The organism is Micromonospora sp. NPDC051300 (assembly GCF_044455315.1).
In the GTDB taxonomy this organism is placed as follows: Bacteria; Actinomycetota; Actinomycetes; order Mycobacteriales; family Micromonosporaceae; genus Micromonospora; species Micromonospora robiginosa.
Genome location: NZ_JBITEP010000020.1, coordinates 64476 through 90412 on the forward strand (window position 1 = coordinate 64476; position 25937 = coordinate 90412).

A 25937-nucleotide genomic window follows, 5' to 3' on the forward strand; every position below is an offset into this window, starting at 1 on the left:
GGACCGGCCGGGTGATGGAAAAGATCAGGATTCCTCGATGGGGAGCCTCGCCCATCATGTCACCGGCGATCTTCGTCCGCCGATCCCCGGATCGTGCCGGTGGTTGACGCGTTCGGTGCCCGAGGCAACACGTTCGGCCAATTACCCGGCACCGGTAAGAAATGCGATTGCGGCGGCTCGACGTCGCTACTCGGTCCGCTCCGGCGGTGATGTCGCTCGTTTCGGTCATCGGCGGCTTCGGTGGCTCGCAGCACTGTGGAGGGATATGCCCGGATGCGCGCAGCGGTGCCGGTGATGCCGGTGGGGTGGCAGATATGCGCTGCTCAGAGCCGTGTCGGACGTCATCGTTGACAGCGTGATCTTCGATGGATTACGGTCACGACCAATCCCGAGTTCGGCCCCGCCGGTCGTGCCGTGGACCGGCATCCGTCGTCGATTCGACAATTGCGCCGAGGTCGTGGCGTACGGGTCGGAAAATGTACTCCCCGGTGACCCGGCCGCGTCCTGTCGACATTTCACCCCGGGACCGTCGCCTAAACGACGGTTCAGGCTGGTCGGAATGGTGATCCGGCCCCGTCCCGGCTCGACCGCGCGACCGGGCACGACGGCGTGGGGTGCCGGCACGAGCGGTGCGGGGACGGCACCGCCGGCAGGGGAGAGCCACCCGATCGGTGGACCGGACCCGCCGGTGTGGCCGGAATTGATGTCGAGCGGTCGATAACCGGTGCGTCGGCGTATCGCGAGAAGACCTTGCCTCCCTACGGTGACGTCCGATACGCGGACGCGAGGAGTCGGGAGCCACCCGAGGGCGCCGTCCGGGCGGACAGGAGAGTTGTCTCGATGCGAGTTTGGAGTCGCGCGGTGGCGGTGCTCGCCGCGGGCGCGGTAGTGGTGGCCGGGGTGCCGGCGCTCGCCGCCACCGTCACGGTCGCGGATGCCGGCGCCGCCGGGCGCACGGGCGCGCGGACCACGGGTGGCAGCGCCGCGCTCGGCGCCGCCCGCACGGTCGCCACCAAGGCGCTGGTGACCCCCGGGGACACCCGGCTGATGCCGTCCACGCCCCGCGCGGACACGCCGCGGATCACCAACGGCGAGATCACCGACATCGAGGTGATCGGGAACCGCGTCTTCGTCGCCGGCACCTTCACGTCGATCGCGAACGTCGGCGGCACGGCGATCGCGCAGCGGTCGCTGGCGGCGTACAACCTGGACACCGGGAAGGTGGACACCGGCTTCAAGCCCACCATCGACGGCGCGGTGGCGGCCGTCGAGGCCTCGCCGGACGGGTCGTCGCTCTACATCGCGGGCTCGTTCAACACCATCAACGGCGTCACCAAGCGCAAGATCGCCCGGCTCAACCCGACCACCGGCGCGCCGGTCGCCGCGTTCACCGCGACCGCGAGCGCGCGGGCGACCGCGCTGGCCGTCAGCCCCACCGCGGTCTACGTCGGCGGCCAGTTCGCCACCGTCAACGGCGTCGCCCGCAGCGGCCTGGCCGCGCTCAACCCCACCACCGGCGCGGTCGACACCGCGTTCAACCTGCCGCTCACCGGCGGCATCGGCGTCGGCGGCATGCTCACCGTGCAGCAGCTCAAGCTCACCCACGACCGCAGCAAGCTGCTGGTGGTGCACACCGGGCGCCAGATCGCCGGCCAGGACCGCTACGGCGTCGCGCTGATCGGCACCGCCACCAGGTCGCTGCTGCCCTGGCGGACCCGGCTGTGGGAGGACAACCTCTCCTTCGTCGGCGGCATCCAGCGCGTCTTCGCCGGCGACATCGCGCCGGACGACTCCTACTTCGTGGTCACCAGCGGCTCCGGCGGCGACCGCCCGCCGATCAACGACACCGCCATCGCCTACCCGCTGACCGGAAACGACCACGTCGAACCGCTCTGGGTCTCCCGGCACTTCGACAGCATCTACTCGGTCGCGATCACCGCCACCGCCGTCTACGTCGGCGGCCACTTCAGCTGGCAGGAGTCGCCCACCTCGAACGTGCCCTGGCCCGGCCTGGACAACGTCGGCTACGGCACCGGCCAGGGCCTCAGCGGCTACGGCCTCGGCGACCAGGTGGTCCGCCGTGACCACCTCGGCGCGCTCGACCCGGTCACCGGCACCGCGCTGGAGTGGAACCCCGGCTCCAACTCGTACGAGGGGGAGAAGGCGATGCTGGCCACCTCGCGCGGCCTGCTCGTCGGCGGCGACGGCAACGTCAAGGGCGGCAAGACCACCGGCCGGGTCGCGTTCTTCGACCTGTCCCAGGAGCCCGCGCCGTCGGCGCTGGACACCACGATCACCACCCCGATCGAGGGCGCGGTGAAGCAGGCCGGCGAGTCGTTCGACCTGGGCGGGCAGGCGCTCGCCCCGGCCGGCGTGTCGCGGGTCCAGGTGGAGATCATGGACCGCAACAGCGGTAAGTACCTCCAGGCCGACCTGACGACCTGGGGCGCGTTCAAGGGCATCAACGCGACGGTCGCCGCGCCGAACGCCACCTCGACCACCTGGAAACTGCCGGTGTCGCTGCCGGCCGGCGCCTACCAGATCCAGGCCAAGACGTTCGCCCGCGACGGCGCCGGCGACACCACCAAGGCGACCAAGAAGATCGAGACGTTCCGCTTCGACGACCTGCCGCCCTCGACCCGGATCGGCGCGCCGACCGCCGGCCTGCTGGCCACCAGGAGCTTCGTCGCGACCGGCACCGCCACCGACGACAAGGGCGTCAGCGCGATGATCTACTCGTTCCGCACACCGGACAACCGGTACCTGCAGGACGACGGCAGCGTCGCGGCGGTCTACAACACGTTCCGGGGCGAGCCGGACGTGATCGGCGCGACGTCCGCCACCTGGCAGTACGAGGTGACGCTGCCGACCGAGGGGCAGTGGCGGATGACCGCCACCGCGGTCGACACCATCGGCCAGAGCGACCTGCGCGGCGACACCCGGGACTGGACGATCTCGGCGACCGGCGTCCCGCCGACGGTGGCGATCACCGCGCCGGTGGCGATGACCCCGCCGGCCACCGCGCCGCCGCTGACCGTCGCCCCGGGCGCGCCGATCACGTTCGCGGGGACCGCGCGCGACGAGGACGCGCTGAAGTCGGTCGAGATCTACCTGCGCAACACCACCACCCGCGAGGCGTTGGCGGCGGACGGCACGTGGGGGGCCGACTCGGTGGCCGCGTACCACCGGATCTCCCCGACCAACCTCGACGCGGCGACGTTCGACTGGTCCTTCACCACGGTGCCGCTCACCTCCGGGGTCTACGACTTCCGGGTCCGCGCGACCGACAACCTCGGCCTGACCACGTCGAGCGCCAACCTGGGCCGGCTCACCGTCACGGCGCAGACGCCCGGCGACGCCTTCCCGAACGGTCTGCTCAGCTTCACCGGCACCGACCAGAACGTCGACCGGCTGCACCTCGACCTGGCCGGCACGGCCACCGACGACAAGGGCGTCCGGGCCGTCCGGGTCGCGCTGCGTGACCTGGACACCGGCCGGTACGTGCAGCCCGGCGGCACGATGGCCGCCGCGTTCGCCACCGTCGACGCGACGCTGGCGAGTCCCGACGGCACGAGCACCGCGTTCACGCTCTCGATCGACCTGCCCACGAAGGGCACGTACAGCGTCGAGGCGTGGGCCGTGGACACGGCCGGCCAGCAGGACGGGTCGACCGCCGGCGCCACCGCCAAGTACCTGGTCTATCCCGGTGACCTGGACCCGACGCTGGAGCCGAGCATCACCCCGGTCGAGGGCGAGGTCTACACCGGGGGACGGATCGTGGTGTCCGGCCGCGCCGTCGACGACGTCGGGATGCAGCGGGTGGAGGTGCAGATCACCAACAGCGCCGGGCAGGGGATGAACGCGGCCGGCACGTTCGGCCGGGCCGGCACGTGGATCGCGACGTTCCTCACCAGCCCGGGCTCGCCGGGGTCGAACTTCGCCTACACGTCACCGGCCGTCCCGGCCGGCGCCTACTCGGTGACGATCCGGGGGATGGACAACCACGGGCAGTACCAGCAGCCGCCCCGTACCGTCTCGGTGACCGTCACCGGCTGAGCCGGTCGGCCCGTCGTGGGCCGGTCCGCGTCGGTTCCCCCGGCGCGGGTCGGCCCACGGCCGTCAGGGGCGGACGAGCCGCATCCCGGCGGTCGCCGGTCGGTCCATCGTGGCCAGCGCCGCGGGGGCCTCGTCCAGCCCGACGACGCCGGTGACCAGCTCACCCGGGCGCAGCACCCCGGCGGTGACCAGGCGCAGCAGCTCGGGATAGGCGTGGGCCGGCATGCCGTGGCTGCCGCGCAGCTCCAGCTCGTACGCGATCACCAGCTCCATCGGCAGGGCGGGCCGGCCCCGCGCCGCGGGCAGCAGGCCCACCTGCACGTGCCGGCCGCGCCGGCGCAGGCCCTCGATCGAGGCGACGCAGGTGGCGTGACTGCCCAGCGCGTCGAGCGAGAGGTGGGCGCCGCCACCCGTGGCGTCCCGGACCGCGGCGGCCACCTCGCCGGGGCCGCCGAGCGCCCCGCCGTCCAGGCAGACCGCGGCCCCGCTGCGCCGGGCCAGGTCCAGCGCGGCGGGCGCGACGTCCACGGCCACCACCCGGGCGCCGCTCGCCGCCGCGATCATCACGGCGGACAGGCCCACCCCGCCGCAGCCGTGCACGGCGACCCACTCGCCGGCGGCCACCCGGCCCTGGGCGACCACGGCCCGGAACGCGGTGGCGAACCGGCAGCCGAGCGCGGCGGCGGTCGTGTCGTCCACCTCGTCCGGCAGCCGGACCAGGTTGACGTCGGCGTGCCGCACCGCGACGTACTCGGCGAAGGAGCCCCAGCCGGTGAAGCCGGGCTGCGTCTGCCGCTCGCAGACCTGCTGGTCGCCGGCGAGGCAGGCGGGGCACCTGCCGCAGGCGCAGACGAACGGCGCGGTGACCCGGTCGCCCGGCCGCCACCCGCGGACATCGACGCCGACCGACGCGACGACGCCGGCGAACTCGTGCCCGGGGACGTGCGGGAGCCGGATGTCCGGGTCGTCTCCCCGCCAGCCGTGCCAGTCGCTGCGGCACAGGCCGGTCGCGCCGACGCGGAGGACCACCCCGTCCGGCGCGGGCTCCGGGTCGGCCACCCGACGGACCTCGGGCCACCCACCGAACTCGTCGAACACCACCGCGCGCATCCCCGCATCGTCACACATCGTCCGGGGACGTGAAAAAGGCAAGGAGCAGGGCGCAAGTTGCGGAAAAGCGGCAGAAATATATTGATGCCGGCAAATCTTGACGCGTGTTCGTCCGGTAGCGCACGGTAAGGAAAGTGGTCGGTAGTGCAGGAGGCGGTCATGCGGTTGAATCCGTTCGCGGGAGCGTATCTCACCGACCCGGCCGGCGTCTGGGCCCGGCTCCTGGACGGCGACGGCGGCGTGCACCACGACGAGGAACTCGGGTTGTGGCTGATCAGCCGGCACGCCGACGTCCGGCGCGCGCTCGCCGACGCGCGGTCGTTCGGCAACGCCCTCACCCTCGCCCCGGTCTACGACGTCTGCCCGGAGGCGCTGGCGCTGGTCGCCCAGATCGACGCGCCGCCCACCACCGCCGCGGCCGACCCGCCGGTGCATCCGCGCACCCGCCGGGCGCTGCGGGTCACGTTCGCCAACACCCCGGAACGGGTCGAGCAACGCTACGGCCGGCTCGTCCGCCGCCGGGTGGACGAACTGGTGTCGCGGCTGGCCGCCCGCGGTGGCGAGGAGGTCGACCTGGTCACCGCGTTCACCGCCGAGCTGCCGCTGCTGGTCCTGCTGGACATCCTCGGCGTGCCGGCGCGTGACGTGCCGCGCATCCGATCCTGGGCGGACGGGCAGATCGCGCTGATCTGGGGTCGACCGGACCCGGCCGAGCAGGTGCGGCTGGCCGGCGGGCTGCTGGAGTTCTGGCGCTACTGCCAGGACCTCGTGCGGCGCCGGATCGACGGCGGCGGCGACGACTACGTCACCGAGCTGCTGGCGTACCGGCACGGCGACGACGAGGTGCTGACCGTCGCCGAGGTGTCCAGCATCGTGTTCAACCTGCTGGTCGCCGGCCACGAGACGACCGCCGGGCTGCTCGCCCACGCGCTGGAGCGGGCGCTCGCCGAACCGGACCGCTGGCGGTCGTTCGCCGAGCGGCCGGAGCGGGTGCCGGCGTTCCTCGCCGAGACGCTGCGCTTCGCGCCCGCCATCGACGGTTGGCTGCGGGTGACCAACCGGCCGGTCACCCTCGGCGGGGTCACCATCCCCGCCGGGGCCCGTTGCCTGCTGCTGATCGGCGCCGCCAACCGGGACCCGGCGGCGTTCCGCCACCCCAACCGGTTCGACCCGGAGCGCCCGGACGCGCACGACCACCTCTCGTTCGGGCACGGGCCGCACTTCTGCATCGGGGCGGCGCTGGCCCGGCTGGAGGCCGGCACCGCGCTCACCCGCCTCGCGGCGGCCCTGCCGGGCCTGCGGCCGGCGCCGGGACACCACCGCGCGTTCCGGCCCAACCTGGCGTTCCGCGCCCACCGGGCGCTGCCGGTCACCGTCGCCGCGCCGGTGCCGTCCGGCCGCCGCCCGGCGGTGTGACGCGTGCCGACGGGGCTCCCGGGCGGCCCGGGCGGGCGGACACGCAGCGCAGTCGCGTCTTCACACCCGCGCGCCGGTGGGTTAAGAATGACCCCCTGCGAACGCCCAGTCATCACCCGCCCTCGATCTGCTGCCGATGCCGGTCCGGCGTCGCGAAGGTGAACACATGGATCGCACGCCCGCGTCGAACGCCGATCCCTCCGCCGCCAGCCGTCAGTTCCGCGCCGAACTGCGCCGCTGGCGGACCCGGCGCGGGCTGACCCAGCGGGCGCTTGCCGATCGGGTGCGGTTCAGCCGGGAGACGGTCGCCGCGGTCGAGTCCGGCCGGCGGTTCGGCAGCCAGGAGTTCGCCGCCCGCTGCGACGAGGCGCTCGCCACCGGCGGTCGGCTGTGCGACCTGTGGCCGCGGGTCGCGGCGGAGCAACTGGCGGCGGACGGCCGGCGGGGGCCCCGGTTCGGCGAGGAGACCCGGCCGGACGCCGCGCCGGGCGGGCGGCGCGACCCGCGCGACCCGCAGGCCGTGGTGGCGGCGATCGACGAGCTTCGGGAGCTGATCGGTCAGGTGCTCGCGCAGCCGGAGCCCGAGGGGCCCCCGCCGCCGGCGGCCGACCGCCGCTGACCGGTCCGGCCCCGTCGGCCGGGGTCGGTCGCCGGTGTCGCCAACTCTGGGTACAGATGCTGGTACGGCCTGTTTGTACCACGGCCGGGTCTGGCCTCGACGCATGGCTTCCGGCGCAATGAGACGTGCAATCCGCAAATGCAGATAGAACTTTGCCGATCAGTGCGGGGAGTCAGCAGTGGCGTCGAGCACGAGGTCCCACGCGGCCCGACCCTACCCGACCCGCCGCCGTCGCTGGCGCATCGGCGGGCGGATGCGCCTCATCGTGGCGGCCCCGCTCGTCGCCGTGATGGGCTTCGCCGGCCTGGCGCTCACCGAGAGCGCCCGACAGACCGCCCGCGCCAGCGACCTCGGCCAACTCGCCCAGCTCGGGGCCGAGGCGGGCGGCCTGGCACACCGCCTCCAGCACGAGCGGATCGTCGCCGCCGACCTGCTGACCCGCGGCGGCGCCGAGCAGCAGGACGCCTTCGCCGACGCCACCACCGCCACCGACGCCGCGGTCGCCGGCTACCGCCGGCAGCGCGCCCAGGTGCCCTCCGGCGCCGCCGCCGAACGAGCCGTGCTGCCCCGGATCGACGCCGCGCTGGCCAGCCTCGCCCCGCTGCGCGCCCAGGTCCGCACCGCCGAACGCGCCTCCGTGTCGGCGATGACCTTCAGCTACCGCATCGTCATCGCCGACCTGCTCGGGCTGCGCGAGAGCGTCACCCTCGGCGTGGTCAAGCCGCGGATCGCCGACGGCATCCGGGCCTCCGCCGCGCTGTCCAAGGTGGCCGAGGCGGTCGGCCTGCAACAGGTGGCCGTGCTGCGCGCGGTCACCGCCGGCCAGGTGACGCCCGCCCTGCAGCAGGACATCACCGCCGCCCGCACCGGCATCACCGAGGCGACGCTTGCCTTCCTGGCCCTCGCGCGTCCCGCCTGGCAGGGCTGGTGGGAGCAGGCCGGCAGCGGGGAGAGCGCGCTGCGACTGCAACGCCTCCTCGACCAGGTGGCGCGTACCGCGGCGGGCGAACGCCTCCAACTCGACCTGGGCACCTGGCTCACCGCCACCCAGCAGTGGGCGGTCCGCCTGGCCGAGCTGCGACTGCGGGTCGACGGCGCGGTGCTCGACGACATCCGCGCCGCGCACGCCGAGCAACGCCGACGCGCCGTCGTCGAGGCGGCGGCCGCCCTGCTGGCGCTGCTGCTGACCGCGCTGGTCACCTGGGCGGTCGCCCGGCAGATCACCAGGCGGCTGCGCCGGCTGCGGGACGCGGCGAACGCGGTCGCCTTCGAACGGCTGCCCCAGGTGGTGGCCCGGCTGCAGGAGCCGGACAGCGCCTCGGTGGACCCGGACGAGCTGGCCCGCCGGCAGGCCGTCGACGCGCTGGAGGTCTCCGGCGACGACGAGATCGGCGAGGTCGGGCAGGCGTTCAGCGCGGTGCACCGGGCCGCCGTGCGCACCGCGGCCGAGCAGGCCGTCATGCGGGCCAACACCGCCGAGATCTTCATCCACCTGAGCCGGCGGGAGCAGCGGCTCGTCGACGCCGTCCTGGCCCAGGTCGACAAGGTCGAGCAGGACGAGACCGACCCGGACCGGCTGCACCAGCTCTACGCGTTGGACAACCTCGCCACCCGGATGGGCCGGATCAACGCCAGCCTGCTGGTGCTGGGCGGGGTGGGCGTCGGGCGGGTCCGCCACCACGACGTGCCGCTGCCCCAGGTGCTCCAGGCCGCGCAGAGCCAGATCGAGCACTACCCCCGCATCCGCCTCGGCCTGGTGGACGGCGACGTGGCGGTGGCCGCCGAGTCGGTCGACGAGGTGGTGCACCTGCTCGCCGAGCTGATGGAGAACGCCACCGGCTACTCGCCGCCGGCCACCGAGGCATGGGTGACCGGCCGTGGCCTCGGCGACCGGGTGATCGTGCAGATCAGCGACGAGGGCGTCGGGCTGCCCCCGCACCGGCGGCAACAGCTCAACGACCTGCTCGCCCAGCCGCCCGCCATCGACGTCGCCACCGTCCGGGCGATGGGCCTGGTCGTGGTGGGGCAGCTCGCCAACCGGCTGGGCGCCGCCGTCCAGCTCCGCTCCGGCCCGCGCCGGGGCACCATCGCCGAGGTGGCGCTCCCGGCCGCGCTGATCCGGCCGCTGCCGCCCGAGGAGTTCCTGCTCACCCCCGAGCGGCCGTCCCGGCGGGCGGGCCGCACCACCGTCGCCTCGCCGACCGGGCGGGCCACCGTCGTGCCGGCCGGGGCGCGCCCCGCCCCGCAACCGTGGGCCGGCGGCCCGGCCGCCGACCGGGCGCTCCCGGTCGCCCCGGTGTTCCAGCCGGCGGCATCCGGGACGGCTGACGCCCCCACCGAGGAGCTGGTCATCTTCCACCAGGTCAACCACTGGTTCCAGGCGGACCGGCCGGACGGCGACAGCGCGCCGTGGGCCGGTCCCGCCGACGACGCCTGGCGCACGGCGGCGCGCTCCGACGAGCCCCGGGTCGCCGGCACCACCACCTCCGGGCTGCCCAAGCGGCAGCCGCAGGAGCACCTGGTGCCCGGCGGCGTACCGGCGCCCCGGCAGCCCACCGAGCACCGCGACCCGGCCCGGGTGGCCACCGCGATGGCCGCCTACGCCCGCGGTGTCGCCGGCCGCCGGACCACCCTCATCACCCACTGACCCGACAAGGGAGCGCACGTGACCGACCACCAGGATCTCGGCTGGCTGTTGGACGCCTTCGCCGAGCGCGCCACCGAGGTCACCCACGCCATCGCCATCTCCAGCGACGGCCTGATGGTGGCCGCCACCCGCGGTCTCCCGCCGGACCGGGCCGACCAGTTGGCGGCCACCGGCAGCGGGCTGGTCAGTCTGCTGCGCGGCGCGGCGGCGTTCTTCGACGCCGGCGCGGTGATCTCCAACGTCACCCAGCTGGAGGGCGGCTTCATGTTCTCCATGGCCTTCAACGACGGCGCCTCACTGCTCGTGCTCGCCGATCCGCGGTGCGACGTCGGCAAGGTCTCCTACGAGATGACCGAGCTGGCGAACCGCATCGGCGACGCGCTCACCCCCGCGGCCCGGGCGGCCCTCAGCCGCAGCCGCTGACCGCCGGCAGCACGCCGGATCCTCACCCCCGAACCAGGAGAGACACCATGTCCCTGACCTCGTCCCGGCACCGCCGTGCCGGCACCGCGGGGCTGCTCGCCCTCGTCCTGCTCGCGGCGTCCGCCTGCGCCGACGACGGCCCGACCGCCGGCTCCGGCGGCACCGTCAAGATCGGTCTGCTCGCCTCGCTCTCCGGCACCTACCAGTCGGTGGGCAAGGACATCCGCGACGGCTTCCAGCTCTACCTGTCCGGCCACGACGGCAAGCTCGGCGGGCGCAAGGTCGAGCTGGTCGTCGCCGACGAGGGCAACGGCGCGGCGACCGCCGTGCCCGCCGCCACCAAGCTGCTCAAGCAGGACCGGGTGGTGGCGCTCACCGGCGTCGTCGGCGGCGGCTCGGTGGCCGCGGTCTACCCGCTGCTCAACGAGACGAAGGTGCCGTTCGTCGGGTCCAACGGGCGGCCGGAGCTGAAGGACGTGTCCCGGGTCTGGCACACCTCCTACCTCTCCGACGAGCCCGGCGAGGCGATCGCCGCGCACGTGCGCGACGACGTCAAGGGCAAGGTCTACGCGATCGGCCCGGACTACCAGGGCGGCTGGGACGAGCTGCGCGGCTTCACCGAGGCGTTCGCCGCGGCCGGCGGCAAGCTGGCCAACCCGGACGGCAAGACCACGTTCACGCCGTTCCCGGCGACCACCAACTTCACCCCGTACTTCGCCCGGATCAAGGCGTCCGGGGCGAACGCGGTCTACACGTTCTACGCCGGCGGCGCGGCCGTCGACTTCGTCAAGCAGTACGCCCAGTCCGAGATCAAGGACGTGCCGCTCTACGCCGCCGGCTTCCTGACCGAGGGCGGGGTGCTCGACGCGCAGGGCGACGCCGCGCGGGACATCTACTCGGTGCTGAACTACTCGCCCGACCTCGACAACGCCGAGAACCGCGAGTTCGTGGCGGCCTGGAAGGCCGAGCACGACGGCTCGCCGACGACGTACGCGATGGCCTCCTACGACGCGGCGGCGGTGCTGGACCGGGCGATCGCGGCGGCCGGCGACGACGCCACCCCGGAGAAGATCAACGCGGCGATCAGCCAGCTCGGCCAGATCGCCAGCCCGCGCGGCACCTGGCAGTTCTCGCCGACCACGCACGCCCCGGTGCAGAAGTGGTACCTCCGTCAGGTCCGCCAGGACGGTCGGGCGCTGTCCAACACCGTGGTGGGCGACCTCGCCACCGTGGGGGGATGACAGGCGTGCCGGTCGACCCCTACGTCGTCCCGGCCCTGGACGGGGTCGCCTACGGGCTGCTGGTGTTCGTCGCCGCGGCCGGGCTGGTGCTCTGCTTCGGCGTGGCCGGCATGCTCAACCTCGCGCACGGGCTGCTGTTCGCCATCGGCGGCTACACCGCCGCGGCGTTGCTGGACGGCGACTGGGCCAGCCTGGCGGTGGCGCTGGTGGTCGGCGTGGCCGCCGCCACCGCCGCCGGCGCGCTGGTCGCGGTGCTGCTCGCCCGGGTCGCGACCGCCGGGCACCTCACCCAGGCGCTGCTCACCTTCGGGGTCGCGCTGGCCGGTGGGAGCCTGCTGGTCGCCGCGTTCGGTCCGGACGACCCACCGGTACGGGTGCCGGCCGCGCTGGACGGGTCGGTGGCGGTCGCCGGGCACCGCTACGCCGCGTACCGCCTGGTCTTCATCGTGGTGGCCGCGGTGCTCGCGGTCCTGCTGCACCTGGTGGTGCGCCGGACCGGGGCGGGCATGCTGGTGCGGGCGGCGGTCGACGACGCGGAGATGGTCGCCACGCTCGGGGTGAGCCCGGCCGTGGTCCGGGTCGGCGTGCTGGCCGTGGCCGGGGCGCTGGCCGGCGTCGCGGGCGTGCTCGGCGCGCCGATCATCGGGCCCGGGCCGGACACCGCCGACGCGGTGCTGCTGCTCTCCCTGGTCGTGGTGGTCCTCGGCGGTCTCGGCTCGATGACCGGCACGCTGCTCGCCGCGCTGGCCGTGGGCCAGATCCAGACGCTCGGCGTCGCGCTCGCCCCGTCGGCCGCCCCGTTCCTGCTGTTCGCCGCCATGGCGGTGGTGCTCGCGGTCCGGGCCCGCGGCCTGGCCTCGGCGCGGGTGGCGACATGAGGGGCCGGGCCGTGCGGGTGCTGCGGGTGGCCGTCGGCGCGGCGGTGCTGGCCGGTCTGGTCGCCGTGCCCTGGGCGGTGGACGACTACACCGTGGCGCTGCTGGCCCGCACGCTGGCGCTGGGCCTGGTCGCGGTCGGCGTCGCGCTGCTGACCGGCGTGGCCGGGCTGCCCACGCTCGGTCAGACCGCGCCCTACGCGGCCGGCGCCTACGCCGGGGCGGTGGCCGGCGGCCGGCTCTCCGACGTCGGGCCGGTGCACCTGCTGGTCGCGGCCGCGGCGGGCGCGGCGCTGGCGGCGGTGACGCTGCCGCTGGTGCTGCGCGCCCGCGGGGTGGTGCTCCTGATGATCACGCTGGCGGTGGGCGAGTTGGCGGTGGTCCTCGCCGGCCGGTGGACCTCGGTGACCGGCGGCACCGACGGGCTCGCCGGCATCGCGCCGGCCCGGCCGCTGTGGGGGCTGCCGGTGCTGGCCACCGACCGGTCCCGCTACCTCTACACGCTCGTGGTGGTCGCGGTGCTCACCGGTCTGGTGCTGGTGGTGCTGCGGACCCGGGTCGGCCTGCTGCTGCGGGCCGGCCGCGACGACGAGGCGCGGCTGCGGGCCAGCGGGCACCGCGTGCCGGCGCACGTGGCGGGCGTCCACGTCGCCGCCGGCGCGATCGCCGGCGCGGCCGGCTCCCTGCTGGTCACCGCTCAGCAGTACGTCTCGCCTGCCGACTTCGGGTTCGACACCTCGGCGCTGCTGCTGCTCGGCGTGGTCGTCGGCGGCACCGCCTCGGTCGGCGGCGCGCTGGTCGGCGCCGTGCTCGTCGTCGCCGCCCGGGACTGGCTGTTCGGCGCGCTGCCCGGGCAGGGGCCGCTGGTGCTCGGGGTGGCCTTCGTCGTCGCCGCCTACCTGCTGCCCGCCGCTCGGTCCGCCCGGCCGGCGGCCCGGCGGTCCACCCCGGACACCCGGGCCGCCGACCCGCCCCGCCCGGCCGCGATGACCGGGGTACGCCCGTGACGCCGCTGCTCGCCGCCGAGGCGGTCACCGTGCGCTACGGGTCGTTGACCGCGCTCGACGCGGTGGACCTCCACGTCCCGCTCGGCCAGCGGCACGCGCTGATCGGGCCGAACGGCGCGGGCAAGACCACGCTGCTCGACGTGGTGGCCGGCGCCACCCGACCGGTCGGCGGCCGGATCCGGCTGGCCGGGCGGGACGTCACCCGGCTCGGTCCGGCCGCCCGCGCCCGGCGTGGTGTGGCCCGCATCCACCAGCGGCCCGCCGTCTGGGACTCGCTCACCGTGCGGGAGAACGTGCTTGTCGCCGCGCTGCCCCGGGCCGAGCGGGCCGGCCGGTGGCATCCCACCGCCCGGCGGCGGGCGGCCGGGCGCACCGCGGCGGTGCTGCTGGACCGGGTGGGCCTCACCGACCTCGCCGCGACCACGGCCGGGCAGCTCGCCCACGGTCAGCGGCGGCAACTGGAGATCGCCGTGGCGCTGGCCGGCCGGCCGCGCCTGCTGCTGCTGGACGAGCCGGCCGCCGGGCTCTCCGCCGTCGAGGTCGGCTGGCTCGCGGACTTCCTGCGCGGGTTGCCGCGCGCGGTCGCGGTGCTGCTCGTCGAGCACCGGCTGGACCTGGTCTACGCGCTCTGCGACACGGTGACCGTCCTGCGGGACGGCCGGACGCTCGCCACCGGGTCGCCCGCCGAGATCCGCGCGTCCGGCCCGGTCCGGGAGGCGTACGCGGAGGGGGTGGCGTGATGCTGCGCATCGAACGGCTGTGCGCCGGTTACGGCGGCGGCACCGTGCTGCACGAGGTGAGCCTCGACGTGCGGCCCGGCGCGGTGCAGGCGGTGGTGGGCCGCAACGGCGCCGGCAAGAGCACGCTCGTGCACTGCGTGGCCGGCCTGGTCCGGCCGCACGCCGGGCGGATCGAGATCGGCGGCGTGCCGGTCGCCGGCCGGCAGCCGCACCGGATCGCCCGTGCCGGGGTGGGGCTGGTGCCACAGGGCCGGCGGGTCTTCTCCCGGCTGACCGTGGCCGAGCACCTGGTCCTGGCCGCGGCGCCGTGGCGGGCGGCGACCCCGGGCGGGGAGGGCTGGACCGTCGCCCGGGTGCTGGAACTGCTGCCCCGGCTCGGGGCCCGGCTGCGGCACCGCGGCGACCAACTCTCCGGCGGCGAGCAGCAGATGCTCGCCATCGCCCGGGCGCTGCTCGGCCAGCCCCGGGTGCTGCTGCTCGACGAGCCGTGTGAGGGGCTCGCGCCCGACCTGGCCGCACGGATCCGCGAGCTGGTCGGGTCGCTGGCCCGCTCCGGCACGACGGTGCTCCTGGTCGAGCAGCAGATCCGGCACGCGGTCGAGGTCGCCGACCGGATCGCGGTGCTGGAGTACGGCCGGGTGGTCTACGACCGCCCCGCCGACGAGGCCCGGGCCGACCCGGGCGCGGTGGCGGCGCTGCTCAGCGTCGCCGCGGTCGCGGAGCCGCCGGCTTCCCGGCCCCGACCCGCGGTGCCCCACGCACCGGGTCCACGAACCGACCGACCGCGACAGGAATGAGGAGCGATGCCGACCGACGCCTCCGAGACCGACTACGCCTTCGACACCGGCGCCGCCGACGCGGTGCCCCAACTGCACGCGCTCGAAGCCTTCCTGGACCCGATCACCACCGGCCGGATCGCCGCGCCGCTGCTCGCCCCGGACGGCCCCCGGTGCTGGGAGGTCGGCGCCGGTGGCGGCTCGGTCGCCCGCGCCATGGCCACCGCGGTCGGCCCGGCCGGCCGGGTGGTCGCCACCGACCTCGACCTGACGCACCTGCACCCGGCGGTCAACCTCGACGTCCGCCGGCACGACGTGCGCCGGGAGCCGCCGCCGGGAGACGCGTTCGACCTGATCCACGCCCGGCTGGTGCTGCTGCACCTGCCGGAGCGGCGCCGGGTCCTGCGTACCCTGGCCGACGCGCTGGCCCCGGGCGGGTGGCTGGTGGTCGAGGAGTTCGACTGCACCGCGCCGCTGCGGGTGCTGACCGCGCCGAGCGACGACGCGGCGAAGCTCTTCGCCCAGGTGACGGACGCGATGCTGGGCATCCTGCAGAGCCACGGCGCGGACCTGGCCTGGGCACAGGACGTGCACGCCGAGCTGATCGGGGCGGGCCTGGTCGACGTGGACACCGTCACCCACGCGCAGAGCTGGCCGGGCGGCTCGCTCGGCATCTCGCTGTACGGCACCAACTCCCGCCAGTTGGAGCCGGAGCTGCTCGACGCCGGGCTGTCGACCGGCCAGTTGGAGGCGTTCCGCCGGCTGCTGCGCGACCCGGGGTTCGCGGCCATGTCCTACCAGTTCGTGTCGACCCGGGGCCGCCGACGGCGGTGAGGTCGGGGAGTCAGCGCAGCGGTCCGTCCCCGGGGCCGGACGGATCGTCGACGAGGTGCACCGCGGCCTCCTCGGCGCTGGCCGCCCCGCCGTCGACGCCGACGTCCCGGGCGACGGAGTCGGCCTGCTCGTCCTCGCCGAACCCCTGGTCGTCGGCGACCAGCCGGCCGGTGCGGGCCTCCCGCTCGTAACCCCGGCGGGTCAGCTCGTCCTCGTCGTCGGCCTCCTCGGCGTACGGGTCGACGTCCGGTTCCTCCTGGGCGAGCAGGTGCGCCAGCGAGTCACCGGCGCGCTCCTCGGCGGCCGTGGTGCCGAACCGGTTCGCCGCCGTCCAGTGGTCGGCGGCGGCGATGCCGGTGTCGAGCGGGTCGCCGACGGAGTCGTCGAGCGTGTCGGAGCCGTCCAGCACGCCGTCGTCCTCGGCCACGTTCCACTCGTCGGCGGTCTGCTCGGTGTCGCTCATCGTGACTCCCTCTCCGGTGGCTCTCCTGCTCCGCCATCCCAGCCCAGAAAGCCCGCCGAGGGAAGAGCGGGTGACCTGGGTAATGCCGGCGGGCGGTCGGGAGTGCTTGGATGGACGTCATGCCCAACCCCGCGATCCTCACCGTCGACGACGACCCGGCCGTCTCCCGGGCGGTCGCCCGTGACATCCGGCGCCGCTACGGCGACCGTTACCGGGTGGTGCGCGCCGACTCGGCCGAGACGGCCCTGGAGGCGCTGCGCGAGCTGAAGCTGCGCGGCGAGCAGGTGGCGGTGCTGATCGCCGACTACCGGATGCCGCAGATGAACGGCATCGAGTTCCTCGAGGCGGCGATGGACCTGTTCCCCGCCGCGCGTCGGGTCCTGCTCACCGCGTACGCCGACACCGACGCGGCGATCAACGCGATCAACGTGGTCGACCTCGACCACTACCTGCTCAAGCCGTGGCACCCGCCGGAGGAGAAGCTCTACCCGGTCCTCGACCAACTGCTGGAGGCGTGGACGGCCGGTGGGGCCACCGCCACGCCCGAGCTGCGGGTGGTGGGCCATCGCTGGTCGGCGCCGTCGTTCAAGGCGCGCGACTTCCTGGCCCGCAACCTGGTGCCGTTCCGCTGGGTGCTCGCCGACGAGGCGGAGGGCGCCGAGCTGCTGCGCGCGGCGGGCGTGACCGCGAACGACGTACCCCTGGTGGTGACCGCGGACGGCAAGTCGCTGGTGCAGCCGTCGCCGGCCGACCTGGCCGCGCAGGTCGGCCTGGCCACCACCCCGGCGGCCGACTTCTACGACCTGGTGGTGGTGGGCGCCGGGCCGGCGGGCCTCGGCGCGGCCGTCTACGGCGCCTCGGAGGGGCTGCGGACGGTGCTGATCGAACGGCGGGCCACCGGCGGGCAGGCCGGGCAGAGCAGCCGGATCGAGAACTACCTCGGCTTCCCGGACGGGGTGTCCGGCGCGCAGTTGACCGACCGGGCCCGACGGCAGGCGCTGCGGTTCGGCGCGGAACTGCTCAGCGCCCGCGAGGTGGTGTCGCTGGAGAACGCCGGCGGGGCGCGGGTGCTGCGGTTCAGCGACGGCAGCAGCGTCGCCGCGCACACCGTGGTGCTCGCCACCGGCGTCTCCTACCGGATGCTGCCCGCGCCGGGGCTGGCCGAGCTGACCGGTCGCGGCTGCTTCTACGGCTCGGTGGCGAGCGAGGCGCCGAGCTGTTCCGGCGAGGACGTCTACATCGTCGGCGGGGCCAACTCCGCCGGCCAGGCCGCGGTGCACTTCTCCCGGTACGCCCGCCGCGTGCACCTGCTGATCCGCGGTGACGACCTGGCCCGTTCGATGTCCAGCTATCTGATCGACCAGATCGCCCGGATCGACGCCATCGAGGTCCACCCGTGCACCGAGGTGGTCGGCGGCGCCGGGCAGGACCACCTGGAACGGGTCACCCTGCGGGACATGCGCACCGGGGAGACGCGCGAGGCCGACACCTCGTGGCTGTTCGTGTTCATCGGCGCCGAGCCGCACACCGACTGGCTCGACGGCGCGGTCGCCCGGGACCGCCGGGGCTTCGTGCTGACCGGGCCGGACCTGACCCGGGGCGGCCACCGGCCGGCCGGCTGGGCGCTGCCCCGCGACCCCTATCACCTGGAGTCCAGCATGCCTGGCGTGTTCGCCGCCGGCGACGTGCGGGCCGAGTCGGTGAAGCGGGTCGCCTCGGCGGTCGGCGAGGGCGCGATGGCCGTTTCCCTGGTGCACCGATACCTGGAGGCCCAGTGAGCGCGAGGAGTGAGCCGGTTTTGCGAGCCCCGCAGTCGCGAACCAGGGAGGTCCAGTGAGCGCGAGGAGTGAGCCGGTTTTGCGAGCCCCGCAGTCGCGAACCAGGGAGGCAGCATGACGTCCGATCGGCTGACCCCGGACGAGCTGCGGCAGCTCTTCCTGTTCGAGTCGCTCACCCCGGAGCAGCTCGCCCACCTGGCCGAGCACGGCCGGGTAGAGCACCGCGGCGCCGGCGAGGCGGTCTACGTGGAGGGCGAGCCGGCGAGCTGCTTCTTCGTGCTGCTGGACGGCACCGTGGCGATGCACCAGCGGGTGCAGGCCGACGAGGTGGAGGTCAGCCGCACCGACAAGCGCGGCGTCTACGGCGGCGCGATGCAGGCGTACATCGGTGACCCGGCGGAGCAGCGTTACCGCAACAGCCTGCGCGCGGTCACCGACTGCGCGGTGTTCGCCGTGCCGGCGGCGATCATCGCGGTCGCCATGCGCGCCTGGTTCCCGATGGCCACGCACCTGCTGGAGGGGCTGTTCGTCGGGATGCGCAACACCCAGACCATCGTCGGTGAGCGGGAGCGGCTGCTGGCGTTGGGCGCGCTCTCGGCCGGGCTCACCCACGAGCTGAACAATCCCGCGGCGGCGGCCGTGCGGGCCACCGCCGCGCTGCGCGGGCGGGTGGCGAAGATGCGGCACAAGCTGGCCATGATCGCCGACGGCCGGCTCGACGGGCGGCGCCTGCACGACCTCGTCTCGTTGCAGGAGGAGGCGGTGAAGCGGGCCGCCGCGGCGGCGCCGCTGTCGCCGCTGGCGGCCAGCGACGCCGAGGACGAGCTGGGCGACTGGCTCGACGAGCACGGCGTACGGGGGGCGTGGGAGCTGGCGCCGACGCTCGTCGCCGGCGGCATCGACAGCGGCTGGCTCGCCCAGGTCGACGCGGCGGTCGGCGGCGACGACCTGGAGTCGGCGGTGCACTGGATCACCTACACCATCGACACCGAGCTGCTGATGGGGGAGATCGACGACGCGGTCACCCGGGTCTCCGGGCTGGTCGGGGCCGCGAAGCAGTATTCCCAGCTCGACCGGGCGCCCTACCAGACGGTGGACGTGCACGACCTGCTCGACGCCACGCTCGTCATGCTCCACGCGAAGGTCCCGTCCGGCGTGCGCGTGGTCAAGGAGTACGACCGGAGCCTGCCGACCGTTCCGGCGTACGCGGCCGAACTCAACCAGGTGTGGACCAACCTCATCGACAACGCACTCGGCGCGATGGCCGGCGAGGGCACGCTGACGGTCCGCACCGGACGCACCGACGACAGCCTGACCGTCGAGATCCGCGACACCGGTCCGGGCATCGCGCCGGAGGTGCGCCCGCGCATCTTCGAGCCGTTCTTCACCACCAAGGCGGTGGGCGAGGGCACCGGTCTCGGCCTGGACATCTCGTACCGGATCGTGGTCAACAAGCACCACGGCGACATCCGGGTACGGTCGGAGCCCGGCGACACCCGGTTCCTGGTGCTGCTGCCGCTCACGCCGGCCTGACCCCGTGCGCCGGACCGGTGCCCGGGTCGCGGCGGGCCCGGTCAGAACAGCGTGGCCGGGCCGACAGGTGTCGGCTCGGGCAGTGGCGCGAGTTCGGGCAGGCGGGCGCGGACCTGCTCGTGGAACCGGCGGGCCAGGTCGGGCGCGTCCGCGTTGTCCGGCGTGTGCACGAACACGGTCGGCGAGCGGCCCTCGCGCAGCCACCCGGTGACCACGTCCAGCCACTGTTGCCAGCCCTCGACCGTCGCGGCCGGGTCGTCCCGGCCGAGGTAGCGCACCACCGGCCGGTCGGTCAGCGCCTCGGTGCGCAGCGGCAGGCGCGGTTTGCGCGTCCACGCCTCCCGTTCGGCGTCGCTCGTCGGCGGCGTGCGGAAGAACGCGGTGGTGTCGAACGGCACCCACTCCGCGCCGGTCCGGTCGAGCGTCGCCTCCAACGCGCGCACCGCGCCGGCGTCGGTGAAGAAGGCGGGGTGGCGGACCTCGACCGCGTACCGGTGGCCGGCGGGCAGGGCGCGCAGGAACCGGTCGAGGTCGGGCAGGTCACCGGGGCCGAACGAGCCGGGCAACTGCACCCACAGCGTGTCGGCGCGGGGCCCGAGTGGTTCCATCGCGTGCAGGAACGCCCGCAGTTCCGCCTCGCCGCCGGTGAGCCGCCGCTCGTGCGTGACCGCCTTCGGCAGCTTCGCCAGGAACCGGAAGTCCGGATCGGTCTGCTCCGCCCAGGACGCCACCGTCTCCCGGGCCGGCGTCGCGTAGAAGGTGGTGTTCCCTTCGACCGCGTCGCACCAGCCGGCGTACGCCCGCAGCCGCTCGTGCGCCGGCAGGACATGCCCCGGCCAGGCCCGGTGCGTCCACATGGCACACCCGACGTGCAGTCGCATCCGGTCTCCCTCCCTCGCGGGTCACCGTATCCGTCCGGCCGGTGATCAAGGAGTTCGCCCCACCCTCCCGCCCGCCGATCATGGAGTTGTGGCACGCCGGTACCTGGATGACCGGGACGTCCGCTGGCACCACCACGCCATGATCGGCGGGCGGTGGGTTGGGGCGTACCCGGTGGGGGCAGGAGGGGACCCGGAGGTGGTCACCGTGACCGACGGAGCGGGTCTGCGGCTGTGCCAGGTGGTGCTCGACGCCACCGACGCGCGGGCACTGGCCGAGTTCTACCGCGCGCTGCTGGGGCTGGCCTACCGAGCCGGCGACGAGCCGCCGGAGGACGACGGGGACGACGAGCGCGGCCGGGACTGGCTGGTGCTGCGGACGTCCGAGGGCGTCCCGCAACTGGCGTTCCAGCAGGTCGACCGGCTGCCGGCGGCCACCTGGCCGGCGGGTGGGGTGCCGCAGCAACTGCACCTGGACCTGACGGTGCCGTCGGTGGCGGAGCTCGACCGGCAGCACGAGCGGGTGCTCGGGCTCGGCGGCCGGTTGCTGCGCGATCGCGCCGACGACCCGGACGAGCCGCTGCGGGTGTACGCCGACCCCGCCGGGCACCCGTTCTGCGTGTTCGTCGCCTGACCCGGTCAGCCGCGACCGCCGCCGTCGGCGAGCAGCCGTCCGGCGGCCCGGCGACGCTGCTGCTTCACGCGGTAGAGCCGCTGGTCGGCGGCGTGCAGGAGCTGGTCGAGGGTGTCCCCGTCGTAGGGCGCGGTGGCCGCGCCGACGCTGACCGCGGTGAGTGGTCGTAGCGCCGCCTCCACCCTCGCCGCGGTGGACCGGGCGGTCTGCGCGTCGGCGTCGGCGAGCACCACCACGAACTCGTCGCCGCCGATCCGGGCGATGGCGTCGCCGCCGCGCAGCGTCTCGCGGGTCACGGTCACCACCCGGCGCAGCAGGTCGTCCCCGGAGGCGTGCCCGAGGCGGTCGTTGACCAGCTTGAAGTCGTCCAGGTCGAGGCAGAGCAGCGACGGGCCGGGCCGGCATCCGGTGCGGAACAGGAACCGGGCCAACTCGGCCAGCCCGCGCCGGTTCAGCGCGCCGGTCAGGGGGTCGAGCGAGGCCAGGGCGCGGAGCTGGGACCGCTGCCGGGCCAGGGCCCGGGTCTGGGTGGAGCAGACCGAGATGAGCACCAGCATGCCGGCGAGGTAGACGAACACGTGGCCGCGTGGCGCGGGTGGTCCGGCGAGGGCGACCACCAGATAGGTGCCGACGATGAGCACCTCGAAACCGACCATCAGGCGCAGTTGCGGGGTGTAGCTGGCGACGAAGACCGCGGTGGTGACGAAGCCCAGCGCGGCCGGCGAGGACACGCCACCGTCGCCGAGCGCGCCCACCGTGGCGGCCACCAGCGTGATCAGCAGCAGGGTGGAGGAGATCCGGTAGCTCCAGGTCTTCGACGCCACCCGGGTCGCGAGCCACGAGCCGGCGACGCCGGCGACCAGGCCGCAGCCGTACGCCCCGAGCATCAGCGGGCGGTGCGGCTGGGCGGGCGTCATCAGGCAGTAGACGACGGCGACCGCGTGGGACACGGCGTGCAGTGCCGCGCTGAGCAGCGTGCGGCGGCGGCGCTCGGTCATCGCCCGGCCCGCCGGGGTGGGCGCACGGCGGGTGCCCGGCGACGGACCCGGGGTCGGGTGACCGGCCCGCCCCCGCCGACGGCCGGTGTGCTCGCCACGCGCCACGGGCAGCTCGCCACGTCGAAATTCAATGACCGGGCCGCCGGACCGTCAATACCCGCGACATTCACCGGACGTTCATCCGGGCCAATTGCGACATCGCCGTGACGCGCCGCGACCGGGCGTGCTCAGAGCGCAGCGAGCGCCTCGGCGATGTTCCGCTCGGCGAGGTCGAGCATCCACCGCCGCTCCGGGAAGTCGCCCTCGGCAATCCGAAGTGGACCCGCGATCAGGGAGAGCACCTGCGCGTACCGGTGGAGAGCCAGCCGGTCGGCGTCGAGCGCGACCGGTCCCAGCGTCTGGTACGCAGCACCGAAGCGTAGCCGCAGCCAGGCATGCTCCCACTCGACGTCGAACCAGGTCAGGCCCTCGATGTCGATCATCACCGGTTCGCCGGCCGGGGTCACCAACACGTGATCCGGACCGAGTTCACCGTGTACCAGCGCGTACGTACGCCGTGGCCGCACCCGGGCGTGCAGCCCGAGCAGGTGGTCGACGATCCGGTTCCGCGCGGCGGCCGGTCGGGGGTCGCGGGCGGCCACCTCGGCGAGATGCCCGAGCGCGCGGTCCAGCACCACGTCCTCGGAGGGCCGGGCCGGTGAGGGGCTGTGGGCGGTGTCGGCGAGCCGCCCCCAACGTGGGCCGAACGTGGTGTGCATCCGTCGGAGCGCGTCCCCGAGCCGGGCCAGTGGTTCGCCCGCCCGGTCGGGGTGGCGTGCGAGCAACGCCTCCAGCGTCACACCGCCGGCATCTTCCACCAGCGCGACGTCGGCGTCCAGGTGGTGTCCGGCGGGATCGCGGGCGATCAGGTGTGGCACGCGTACGCCGGCGGCGGTGAGCGCGGCGTGGTTGACGGCGAACAGTTCCGGCCCGGACGCCTCGGTGAACGGGTCGTCCGGGACGGTCTCCGCCTCGGGCCAGTAGTTCTCCCGTGGCGACCAGACATACAGGATCACGGTCGAGAAGTCGTCGAGCCCGATCCGGTAGACGCCCTTGCGGGTGCCGCCGGTGAGCCGGTCGAGCGCGGTGACCCGGCGGTCCGCGCCGAGCCGGTCGCGCACGAGGTCACGGACGTCGTCCGGCCGCAGGAAGATGCGCGTCACGGCCGCTCCACCCGGACCGGGTCGCCGCGGACCAGCTCGTCGTGGATCCGCCGCCGGGCCGCCGTGCCCTCGCGCCGGGCCGCCTCGTCGTCCTCGGCGACCCGCCGGCGCAGCAGGTCGACGGCGATCCGGCGGTTGAGGTGCAGGTGCCGTTCGGTGTCCACCACCACGACGTGCCCGGACGGGCGGTGGGTGGCCCGTACGGCGGTGCTGGCCTTGTTGCGGTGCTGGCCGCCGGGCCCACCGGTGCGGCACGGCGCGAACGCGACGTCCGCCTCCCGGAACGGCGTGTCCACCACCTCGGCCCGGTGCGGTCGGGCGGTGACGTACCAGTTCTTCCGCCCGTGGCCGGGTCGGTAGGGGCTGGCCGCCTGCCAGCAGAGCGTGCCGGTCCAGCCGGCGGCGAACGTCTCCGCCCCGGCGCCGGTGATCCGCAGCAGCACCGAACGCCAGGTGCCGGGCCGCTCGCCGGGGACGGTCTCGACCCGGACGGCGGCGAGCCGGTGGCGGGCGGCGTCGACCTCCAGGCGATGCAGCAGCCGACCCAGCGCCCAGGCGCATTCCTGCGGTCCGCGCCCGGCGGAGAGGAACAGGTCGGTCACCGCCGCCCCCGGCGGCGCGTCGGTGCGACGTCAGGCGTCTTGTAGGTGACCAGCGGCACCGTGGTGGTGACCGGGGTGGCGAGGTCGTGTGCCACCAGGTCGCCGATCACCTGTTCGATGCGCTTGTAGGCGGTGGGCGCCTCCTCGAACAGCAGTTGGCGGTCGCCGCACACCACGATCGACCCGACCGGGGTGCGCCGCAGCTCCTCGACGGTGTGCTTGGCCCTGCCCCGGCGCAGCGCGTCGGCGCGGGACATCTTCCGGCCGGCGCCGTGCGCCACCGAGTGGTTGGCGTCCGCGCCCGCGTGCGCGGCCACCAGGTGCGACGGGGTGCCCCGGGTGCCGGCGACCAGCACGTCCCGCCCGTCGCCCGGGGCGGCGCCCTTGCGGTGCAGGTAGTGCCCGTCGCGGATCTCGACCAGGTTGTGGCACTGGTCGACGATCGGCTCGGTGGGCTCGGCCCCGAGCGCGTGGGCGACCCGGGCGGCCAGCAGCCGCCGGTTGAGCGAGCCCCACCGCACCGCGTCGTCGTGCCGGGACAGGTAGGCCGCCGGGTCGGGCGCCGGGCCCGCGCCGTACGCCTCGGTGTGCTCGCGCAGGATCTTCTCGCCCAGCCCGCGCGAGCCGGAGTGCACCACCAGCACGAGGTCGCCGGCGGCCAGCCCGAGCCGGTCGGCGTGCGCCGGCGCGTCGATCGCGCCGACGCGGGCCAGCTCGACGAAGTGGTTGCCGCGCCCGACCGTGCCGAGGCCGTCGAGGTGCCCGGCCGGCACGTCGCCGGTCAGCACCGACCAGGCCGGGTCGTCGGCGTCCCGGTCCGGGTCCAGGGCGCGGTCCAGGTCGGGGAAGCGGGCGGCGAGCCGCTCCGGCACGGCCCGGCGCAGCACGATCGGGAAGACCGCGATGCCGCAGCCGATGTCGGAGCCGACGAGGAACGGGTAGAGCACCGTCGACGCCATGGCCGCGCCGATCGGAGCGCCCTTGCCGGGGTGCAGGTCCGGCATGGCGGCGACGTGCGTCATGCCGTCGAGGGCGGCGACCTGGTGGCACTGGTCGACGGCGGCGGACTCGATCCAACTGCCGGGGGAGGAGAAGACGGAGACGGAGGCGGGCACGGACGCTCGTTTCGTTCGGAAGGGGTGTGGGGAGCGGCGGGGTGCGGTCCGTCAGTACGTCATGACCGACACCCTCCCGGACCCCGCCACGCCCGGCAACCGACTTTTCGTCGACATCGGGTCACCGGCTCCATAGACTCCGGTCGTTCTGGTACCACGAGTCCAGGGAGGACCCACGTGTCGAGCGAAACCCGACCGCACGTCGCCTTACCGCTGCTGGCCCGCCTCGCCGGGGTGACGGTGGCCGCCGCCGCGCTGGTCGCCGGCTCCGCCGTCGCCGCGACCGCGGCGCCGGCCGCCGACCCCGCGCCGACCAAGGGGCCGTGCGCGTACACGCCGACGCCGGACGAGCCGGCGGCCCGGCCGGTGCCGCTGCCGCCGGACCCGCGCCGCACGCCGGACCGGGGCACGGTACGGGTCACCCTGCACACCAACCAGGGGCCGATCGGGCTGACCCTCGACCGCGAGCAGGCGCCGTGCACGGTGCAGAGCTTCCTGCACCTGACCCGGCACCGGTTCTACGACCGGACGCCCTGCCACCGGCTCACCGCGTACCCGACGTTGACGGTGCTGCAGTGCGGTGACCCGTCCGGCACCGGCGAGGGCGGCCCGGGCTACCGCTACCGCGACGAGCTGCCCACCGACCTGCCGCCCGCGCCCACCGACCCGACAGGCGTCCGCCGTCTCTACGCCCGTGGCACGCTGGCCATGGCGAACGCCGGTCCGGACACCAACGGCAGCCAGTTCTTCCTGGTCCAGCGCGACTCGGCGCTGCGCCCCAACTACACCGTCTTCGGGCAGGTGGACGCGGCCGGGCTGGCCACGCTGGACCGGATCGCGGCCGGCGGGATCGCCGCCACGCCGGAGGACCCGGCGCCGGTCGACGGCGCGCCGGCCCAGCCGGTGGAGATCTGCCGGGCCAAGCGGGGTCGCTGACCGGACCACCCCGGCGGGGCGGCCTCGTCGGCCGTCCCGCCGGGGTGTCGCGGC

At 74.8% G+C, this 25937-nt stretch carries 22 protein-coding genes; 15 read left to right on the forward strand and 7 right to left on the reverse strand.

Going from position 1 to position 25937, the window contains the following annotated elements; all coding sequences use genetic code 11:
• Positions 1-840 precede the first annotated feature (840 nt).
• Complete coding sequence (locus ACIA5A_RS21520; protein ID WP_396765045.1) at positions 841-4056, forward strand: hypothetical protein; 3216 nt, start codon at positions 841-843, stop codon at positions 4054-4056.
• A 63-nt stretch (positions 4057-4119) separates the two neighbouring features.
• Here ACIA5A_RS21520 and ACIA5A_RS21525 read toward each other — a convergent pair whose 3' ends face one another.
• A complete protein-coding gene (locus tag ACIA5A_RS21525) occupies positions 4120-5166 on the reverse strand; it encodes a zinc-dependent alcohol dehydrogenase family protein (protein WP_396765047.1) in 1047 nt (348 codons plus the stop codon).
• A gap of 159 nt (positions 5167-5325) precedes the next feature.
• Between ACIA5A_RS21525 and ACIA5A_RS21530 the strand changes: the two genes are divergently transcribed.
• From ACIA5A_RS21530 to ACIA5A_RS21575, 10 genes are all read left to right on the forward strand, one after another.
• Positions 5326-6582, forward strand: a complete 1257-nt coding sequence (locus ACIA5A_RS21530) for a cytochrome P450 (protein ID WP_396765050.1) — start codon at positions 5326-5328, stop codon at positions 6580-6582.
• A gap of 166 nt (positions 6583-6748) precedes the next feature.
• Positions 6749-7201, forward strand: coding sequence for a helix-turn-helix transcriptional regulator (locus ACIA5A_RS21535; protein ID WP_396765052.1), 453 nt, complete (start codon positions 6749-6751; stop codon positions 7199-7201).
• 178 nt (positions 7202-7379) lie between these two features.
• Positions 7380-9848, forward strand: a complete 2469-nt coding sequence (locus tag ACIA5A_RS21540; RefSeq protein ID WP_396765055.1) for a nitrate- and nitrite sensing domain-containing protein — start codon at positions 7380-7382, stop codon at positions 9846-9848.
• Between the two features lie 18 nt (positions 9849-9866).
• The gene (locus ACIA5A_RS21545) at positions 9867-10271 is read left to right on the forward strand and encodes a roadblock/LC7 domain-containing protein (protein ID WP_181567524.1); all 405 of its coding nucleotides are present in this window, start codon (positions 9867-9869) and stop codon (positions 10269-10271) included.
• Positions 10272-10318: 47 nt separating this feature from the next.
• Positions 10319-11512 (forward strand): ABC transporter substrate-binding protein, encoded by a 1194-nt coding sequence (locus ACIA5A_RS21550; RefSeq protein WP_396765058.1) that lies wholly within the window; start codon positions 10319-10321, stop codon positions 11510-11512.
• Entirely contained in the window at positions 11509-12390 is an 882-nt protein-coding gene (locus tag ACIA5A_RS21555; protein ID WP_396765061.1) for a branched-chain amino acid ABC transporter permease, read from the forward strand. The genes ACIA5A_RS21550 and ACIA5A_RS21555 overlap by 4 nt, the downstream gene beginning before the upstream one ends.
• Positions 12387-13394 (forward strand): branched-chain amino acid ABC transporter permease, encoded by a 1008-nt coding sequence (locus ACIA5A_RS21560; RefSeq protein ID WP_396765064.1) that lies wholly within the window; start codon positions 12387-12389, stop codon positions 13392-13394. The genes ACIA5A_RS21555 and ACIA5A_RS21560 overlap by 4 nt, the downstream gene beginning before the upstream one ends.
• Positions 13391-14134, forward strand: coding sequence for an ABC transporter ATP-binding protein (locus tag ACIA5A_RS21565; protein WP_396765067.1), 744 nt, complete (start codon positions 13391-13393; stop codon positions 14132-14134). The genes ACIA5A_RS21560 and ACIA5A_RS21565 overlap by 4 nt, the downstream gene beginning before the upstream one ends.
• A complete protein-coding gene (locus ACIA5A_RS21570) occupies positions 14134-14931 on the forward strand; it encodes an ABC transporter ATP-binding protein (RefSeq protein ID WP_396765069.1) in 798 nt (265 codons plus the stop codon). Before ACIA5A_RS21565 ends, ACIA5A_RS21570 begins: the two co-directional genes overlap by 1 nt.
• Before the next feature lie 6 nt (positions 14932-14937).
• A complete protein-coding gene (locus ACIA5A_RS21575) occupies positions 14938-15744 on the forward strand; it encodes a class I SAM-dependent methyltransferase (protein WP_396765072.1) in 807 nt (268 codons plus the stop codon).
• A 10-nt stretch (positions 15745-15754) separates the two neighbouring features.
• On the opposite strand, the gene ACIA5A_RS21580 is transcribed toward ACIA5A_RS21575, so the two are convergent.
• On the reverse strand, positions 15755-16207 hold the full coding sequence (locus ACIA5A_RS21580) for a DUF5709 domain-containing protein (protein ID WP_396765075.1): 453 nt from the start codon (positions 16205-16207) through the stop codon (positions 15755-15757).
• A gap of 110 nt (positions 16208-16317) precedes the next feature.
• Between ACIA5A_RS21580 and ACIA5A_RS21585 the strand changes: the two genes are divergently transcribed.
• Entirely contained in the window at positions 16318-17985 is a 1668-nt protein-coding gene (locus tag ACIA5A_RS21585; RefSeq protein ID WP_396765078.1) for an FAD-dependent oxidoreductase, read from the forward strand.
• 114 nt (positions 17986-18099) lie between these two features.
• Complete coding sequence (locus ACIA5A_RS21590; RefSeq protein WP_396765081.1) at positions 18100-19518, forward strand: ATP-binding protein; 1419 nt, start codon at positions 18100-18102, stop codon at positions 19516-19518.
• 41 nt (positions 19519-19559) lie between these two features.
• Here ACIA5A_RS21590 and ACIA5A_RS21595 read toward each other — a convergent pair whose 3' ends face one another.
• Positions 19560-20375 carry a DUF72 domain-containing protein gene (locus ACIA5A_RS21595; RefSeq protein WP_396765202.1) on the reverse strand — a complete coding sequence of 272 codons (816 nt, stop codon included), beginning with the start codon at positions 20373-20375 and terminating at the stop codon, positions 19560-19562.
• 229 nt (positions 20376-20604) lie between these two features.
• Between ACIA5A_RS21595 and ACIA5A_RS21600 the strand changes: the two genes are divergently transcribed.
• Positions 20605-21030: a VOC family protein gene (locus ACIA5A_RS21600; RefSeq protein ID WP_396765084.1), complete on the forward strand. Its 426-nt coding sequence runs from the start codon at positions 20605-20607 to the stop codon at positions 21028-21030.
• Between the two features lie 5 nt (positions 21031-21035).
• Here ACIA5A_RS21600 and ACIA5A_RS21605 read toward each other — a convergent pair whose 3' ends face one another.
• The 4 genes from ACIA5A_RS21605 to ACIA5A_RS21620 form a co-directional block, all read right to left on the reverse strand.
• On the reverse strand, positions 21036-22028 hold the full coding sequence (locus tag ACIA5A_RS21605) for a GGDEF domain-containing protein (RefSeq protein WP_396765087.1): 993 nt from the start codon (positions 22026-22028) through the stop codon (positions 21036-21038).
• Positions 22029-22255: 227 nt separating this feature from the next.
• Entirely contained in the window at positions 22256-23230 is a 975-nt protein-coding gene (locus ACIA5A_RS21610; RefSeq protein ID WP_396765090.1) for a phosphotransferase family protein, read from the reverse strand.
• The gene (gene prfH / locus ACIA5A_RS21615; protein WP_396765093.1) at positions 23227-23832 is read right to left on the reverse strand and encodes a peptide chain release factor H; all 606 of its coding nucleotides are present in this window, start codon (positions 23830-23832) and stop codon (positions 23227-23229) included. Before prfH ends, ACIA5A_RS21610 begins: the two co-directional genes overlap by 4 nt.
• Positions 23829-24947 carry an RNA ligase RtcB family protein gene (locus tag ACIA5A_RS21620; RefSeq protein ID WP_396765095.1) on the reverse strand — a complete coding sequence of 373 codons (1119 nt, stop codon included), beginning with the start codon at positions 24945-24947 and terminating at the stop codon, positions 23829-23831. Before ACIA5A_RS21620 ends, prfH begins: the two co-directional genes overlap by 4 nt.
• Before the next feature lie 177 nt (positions 24948-25124).
• Between ACIA5A_RS21620 and ACIA5A_RS21625 the strand changes: the two genes are divergently transcribed.
• Positions 25125-25883: a peptidylprolyl isomerase gene (locus tag ACIA5A_RS21625; protein ID WP_396765098.1), complete on the forward strand. Its 759-nt coding sequence runs from the start codon at positions 25125-25127 to the stop codon at positions 25881-25883.
• The last annotated feature ends 54 nt before the right edge of the window (positions 25884-25937 follow it).

Bases quoted from the DNA above. Each gene is read 5' to 3' on its own strand.
- ACIA5A_RS21520 (WP_396765045.1), top strand. From the start codon at position 841: ATGCGAGTTTGGAGTCGCGCGGTGGCGGTGCTCGCCGCGGGCGCGGTA.
- ACIA5A_RS21525 (WP_396765047.1), bottom strand. From the start codon at position 5,166: ATGCGCGCGGTGGTGTTCGACGAGTTCGGTGGGTGGCCCGAGGTCCGT.
- ACIA5A_RS21530 (WP_396765050.1), top strand. From the start codon at position 5,326: ATGCGGTTGAATCCGTTCGCGGGAGCGTATCTCACCGACCCGGCCGGC.
- ACIA5A_RS21535 (WP_396765052.1), top strand. From the start codon at position 6,749: ATGGATCGCACGCCCGCGTCGAACGCCGATCCCTCCGCCGCCAGCCGT.
- ACIA5A_RS21550 (WP_396765058.1), top strand. From the start codon at position 10,319: ATGTCCCTGACCTCGTCCCGGCACCGCCGTGCCGGCACCGCGGGGCTG.
- ACIA5A_RS21555 (WP_396765061.1), top strand. From the start codon at position 11,509: ATGACAGGCGTGCCGGTCGACCCCTACGTCGTCCCGGCCCTGGACGGG.
- ACIA5A_RS21560 (WP_396765064.1), top strand. From the start codon at position 12,387: ATGAGGGGCCGGGCCGTGCGGGTGCTGCGGGTGGCCGTCGGCGCGGCG.
- ACIA5A_RS21570 (WP_396765069.1), top strand. From the start codon at position 14,134: ATGCTGCGCATCGAACGGCTGTGCGCCGGTTACGGCGGCGGCACCGTG.
- ACIA5A_RS21575 (WP_396765072.1), top strand. From the start codon at position 14,938: ATGCCGACCGACGCCTCCGAGACCGACTACGCCTTCGACACCGGCGCC.
- ACIA5A_RS21580 (WP_396765075.1), bottom strand. From the start codon at position 16,207: ATGAGCGACACCGAGCAGACCGCCGACGAGTGGAACGTGGCCGAGGAC.
- ACIA5A_RS21585 (WP_396765078.1), top strand. From the start codon at position 16,318: ATGGACGTCATGCCCAACCCCGCGATCCTCACCGTCGACGACGACCCG.
- ACIA5A_RS21590 (WP_396765081.1), top strand. From the start codon at position 18,100: ATGACGTCCGATCGGCTGACCCCGGACGAGCTGCGGCAGCTCTTCCTG.
- ACIA5A_RS21595 (WP_396765202.1), bottom strand. From the start codon at position 20,375: ATGTGGACGCACCGGGCCTGGCCGGGGCATGTCCTGCCGGCGCACGAG.
- ACIA5A_RS21605 (WP_396765087.1), bottom strand. From the start codon at position 22,028: ATGACCGAGCGCCGCCGCCGCACGCTGCTCAGCGCGGCACTGCACGCC.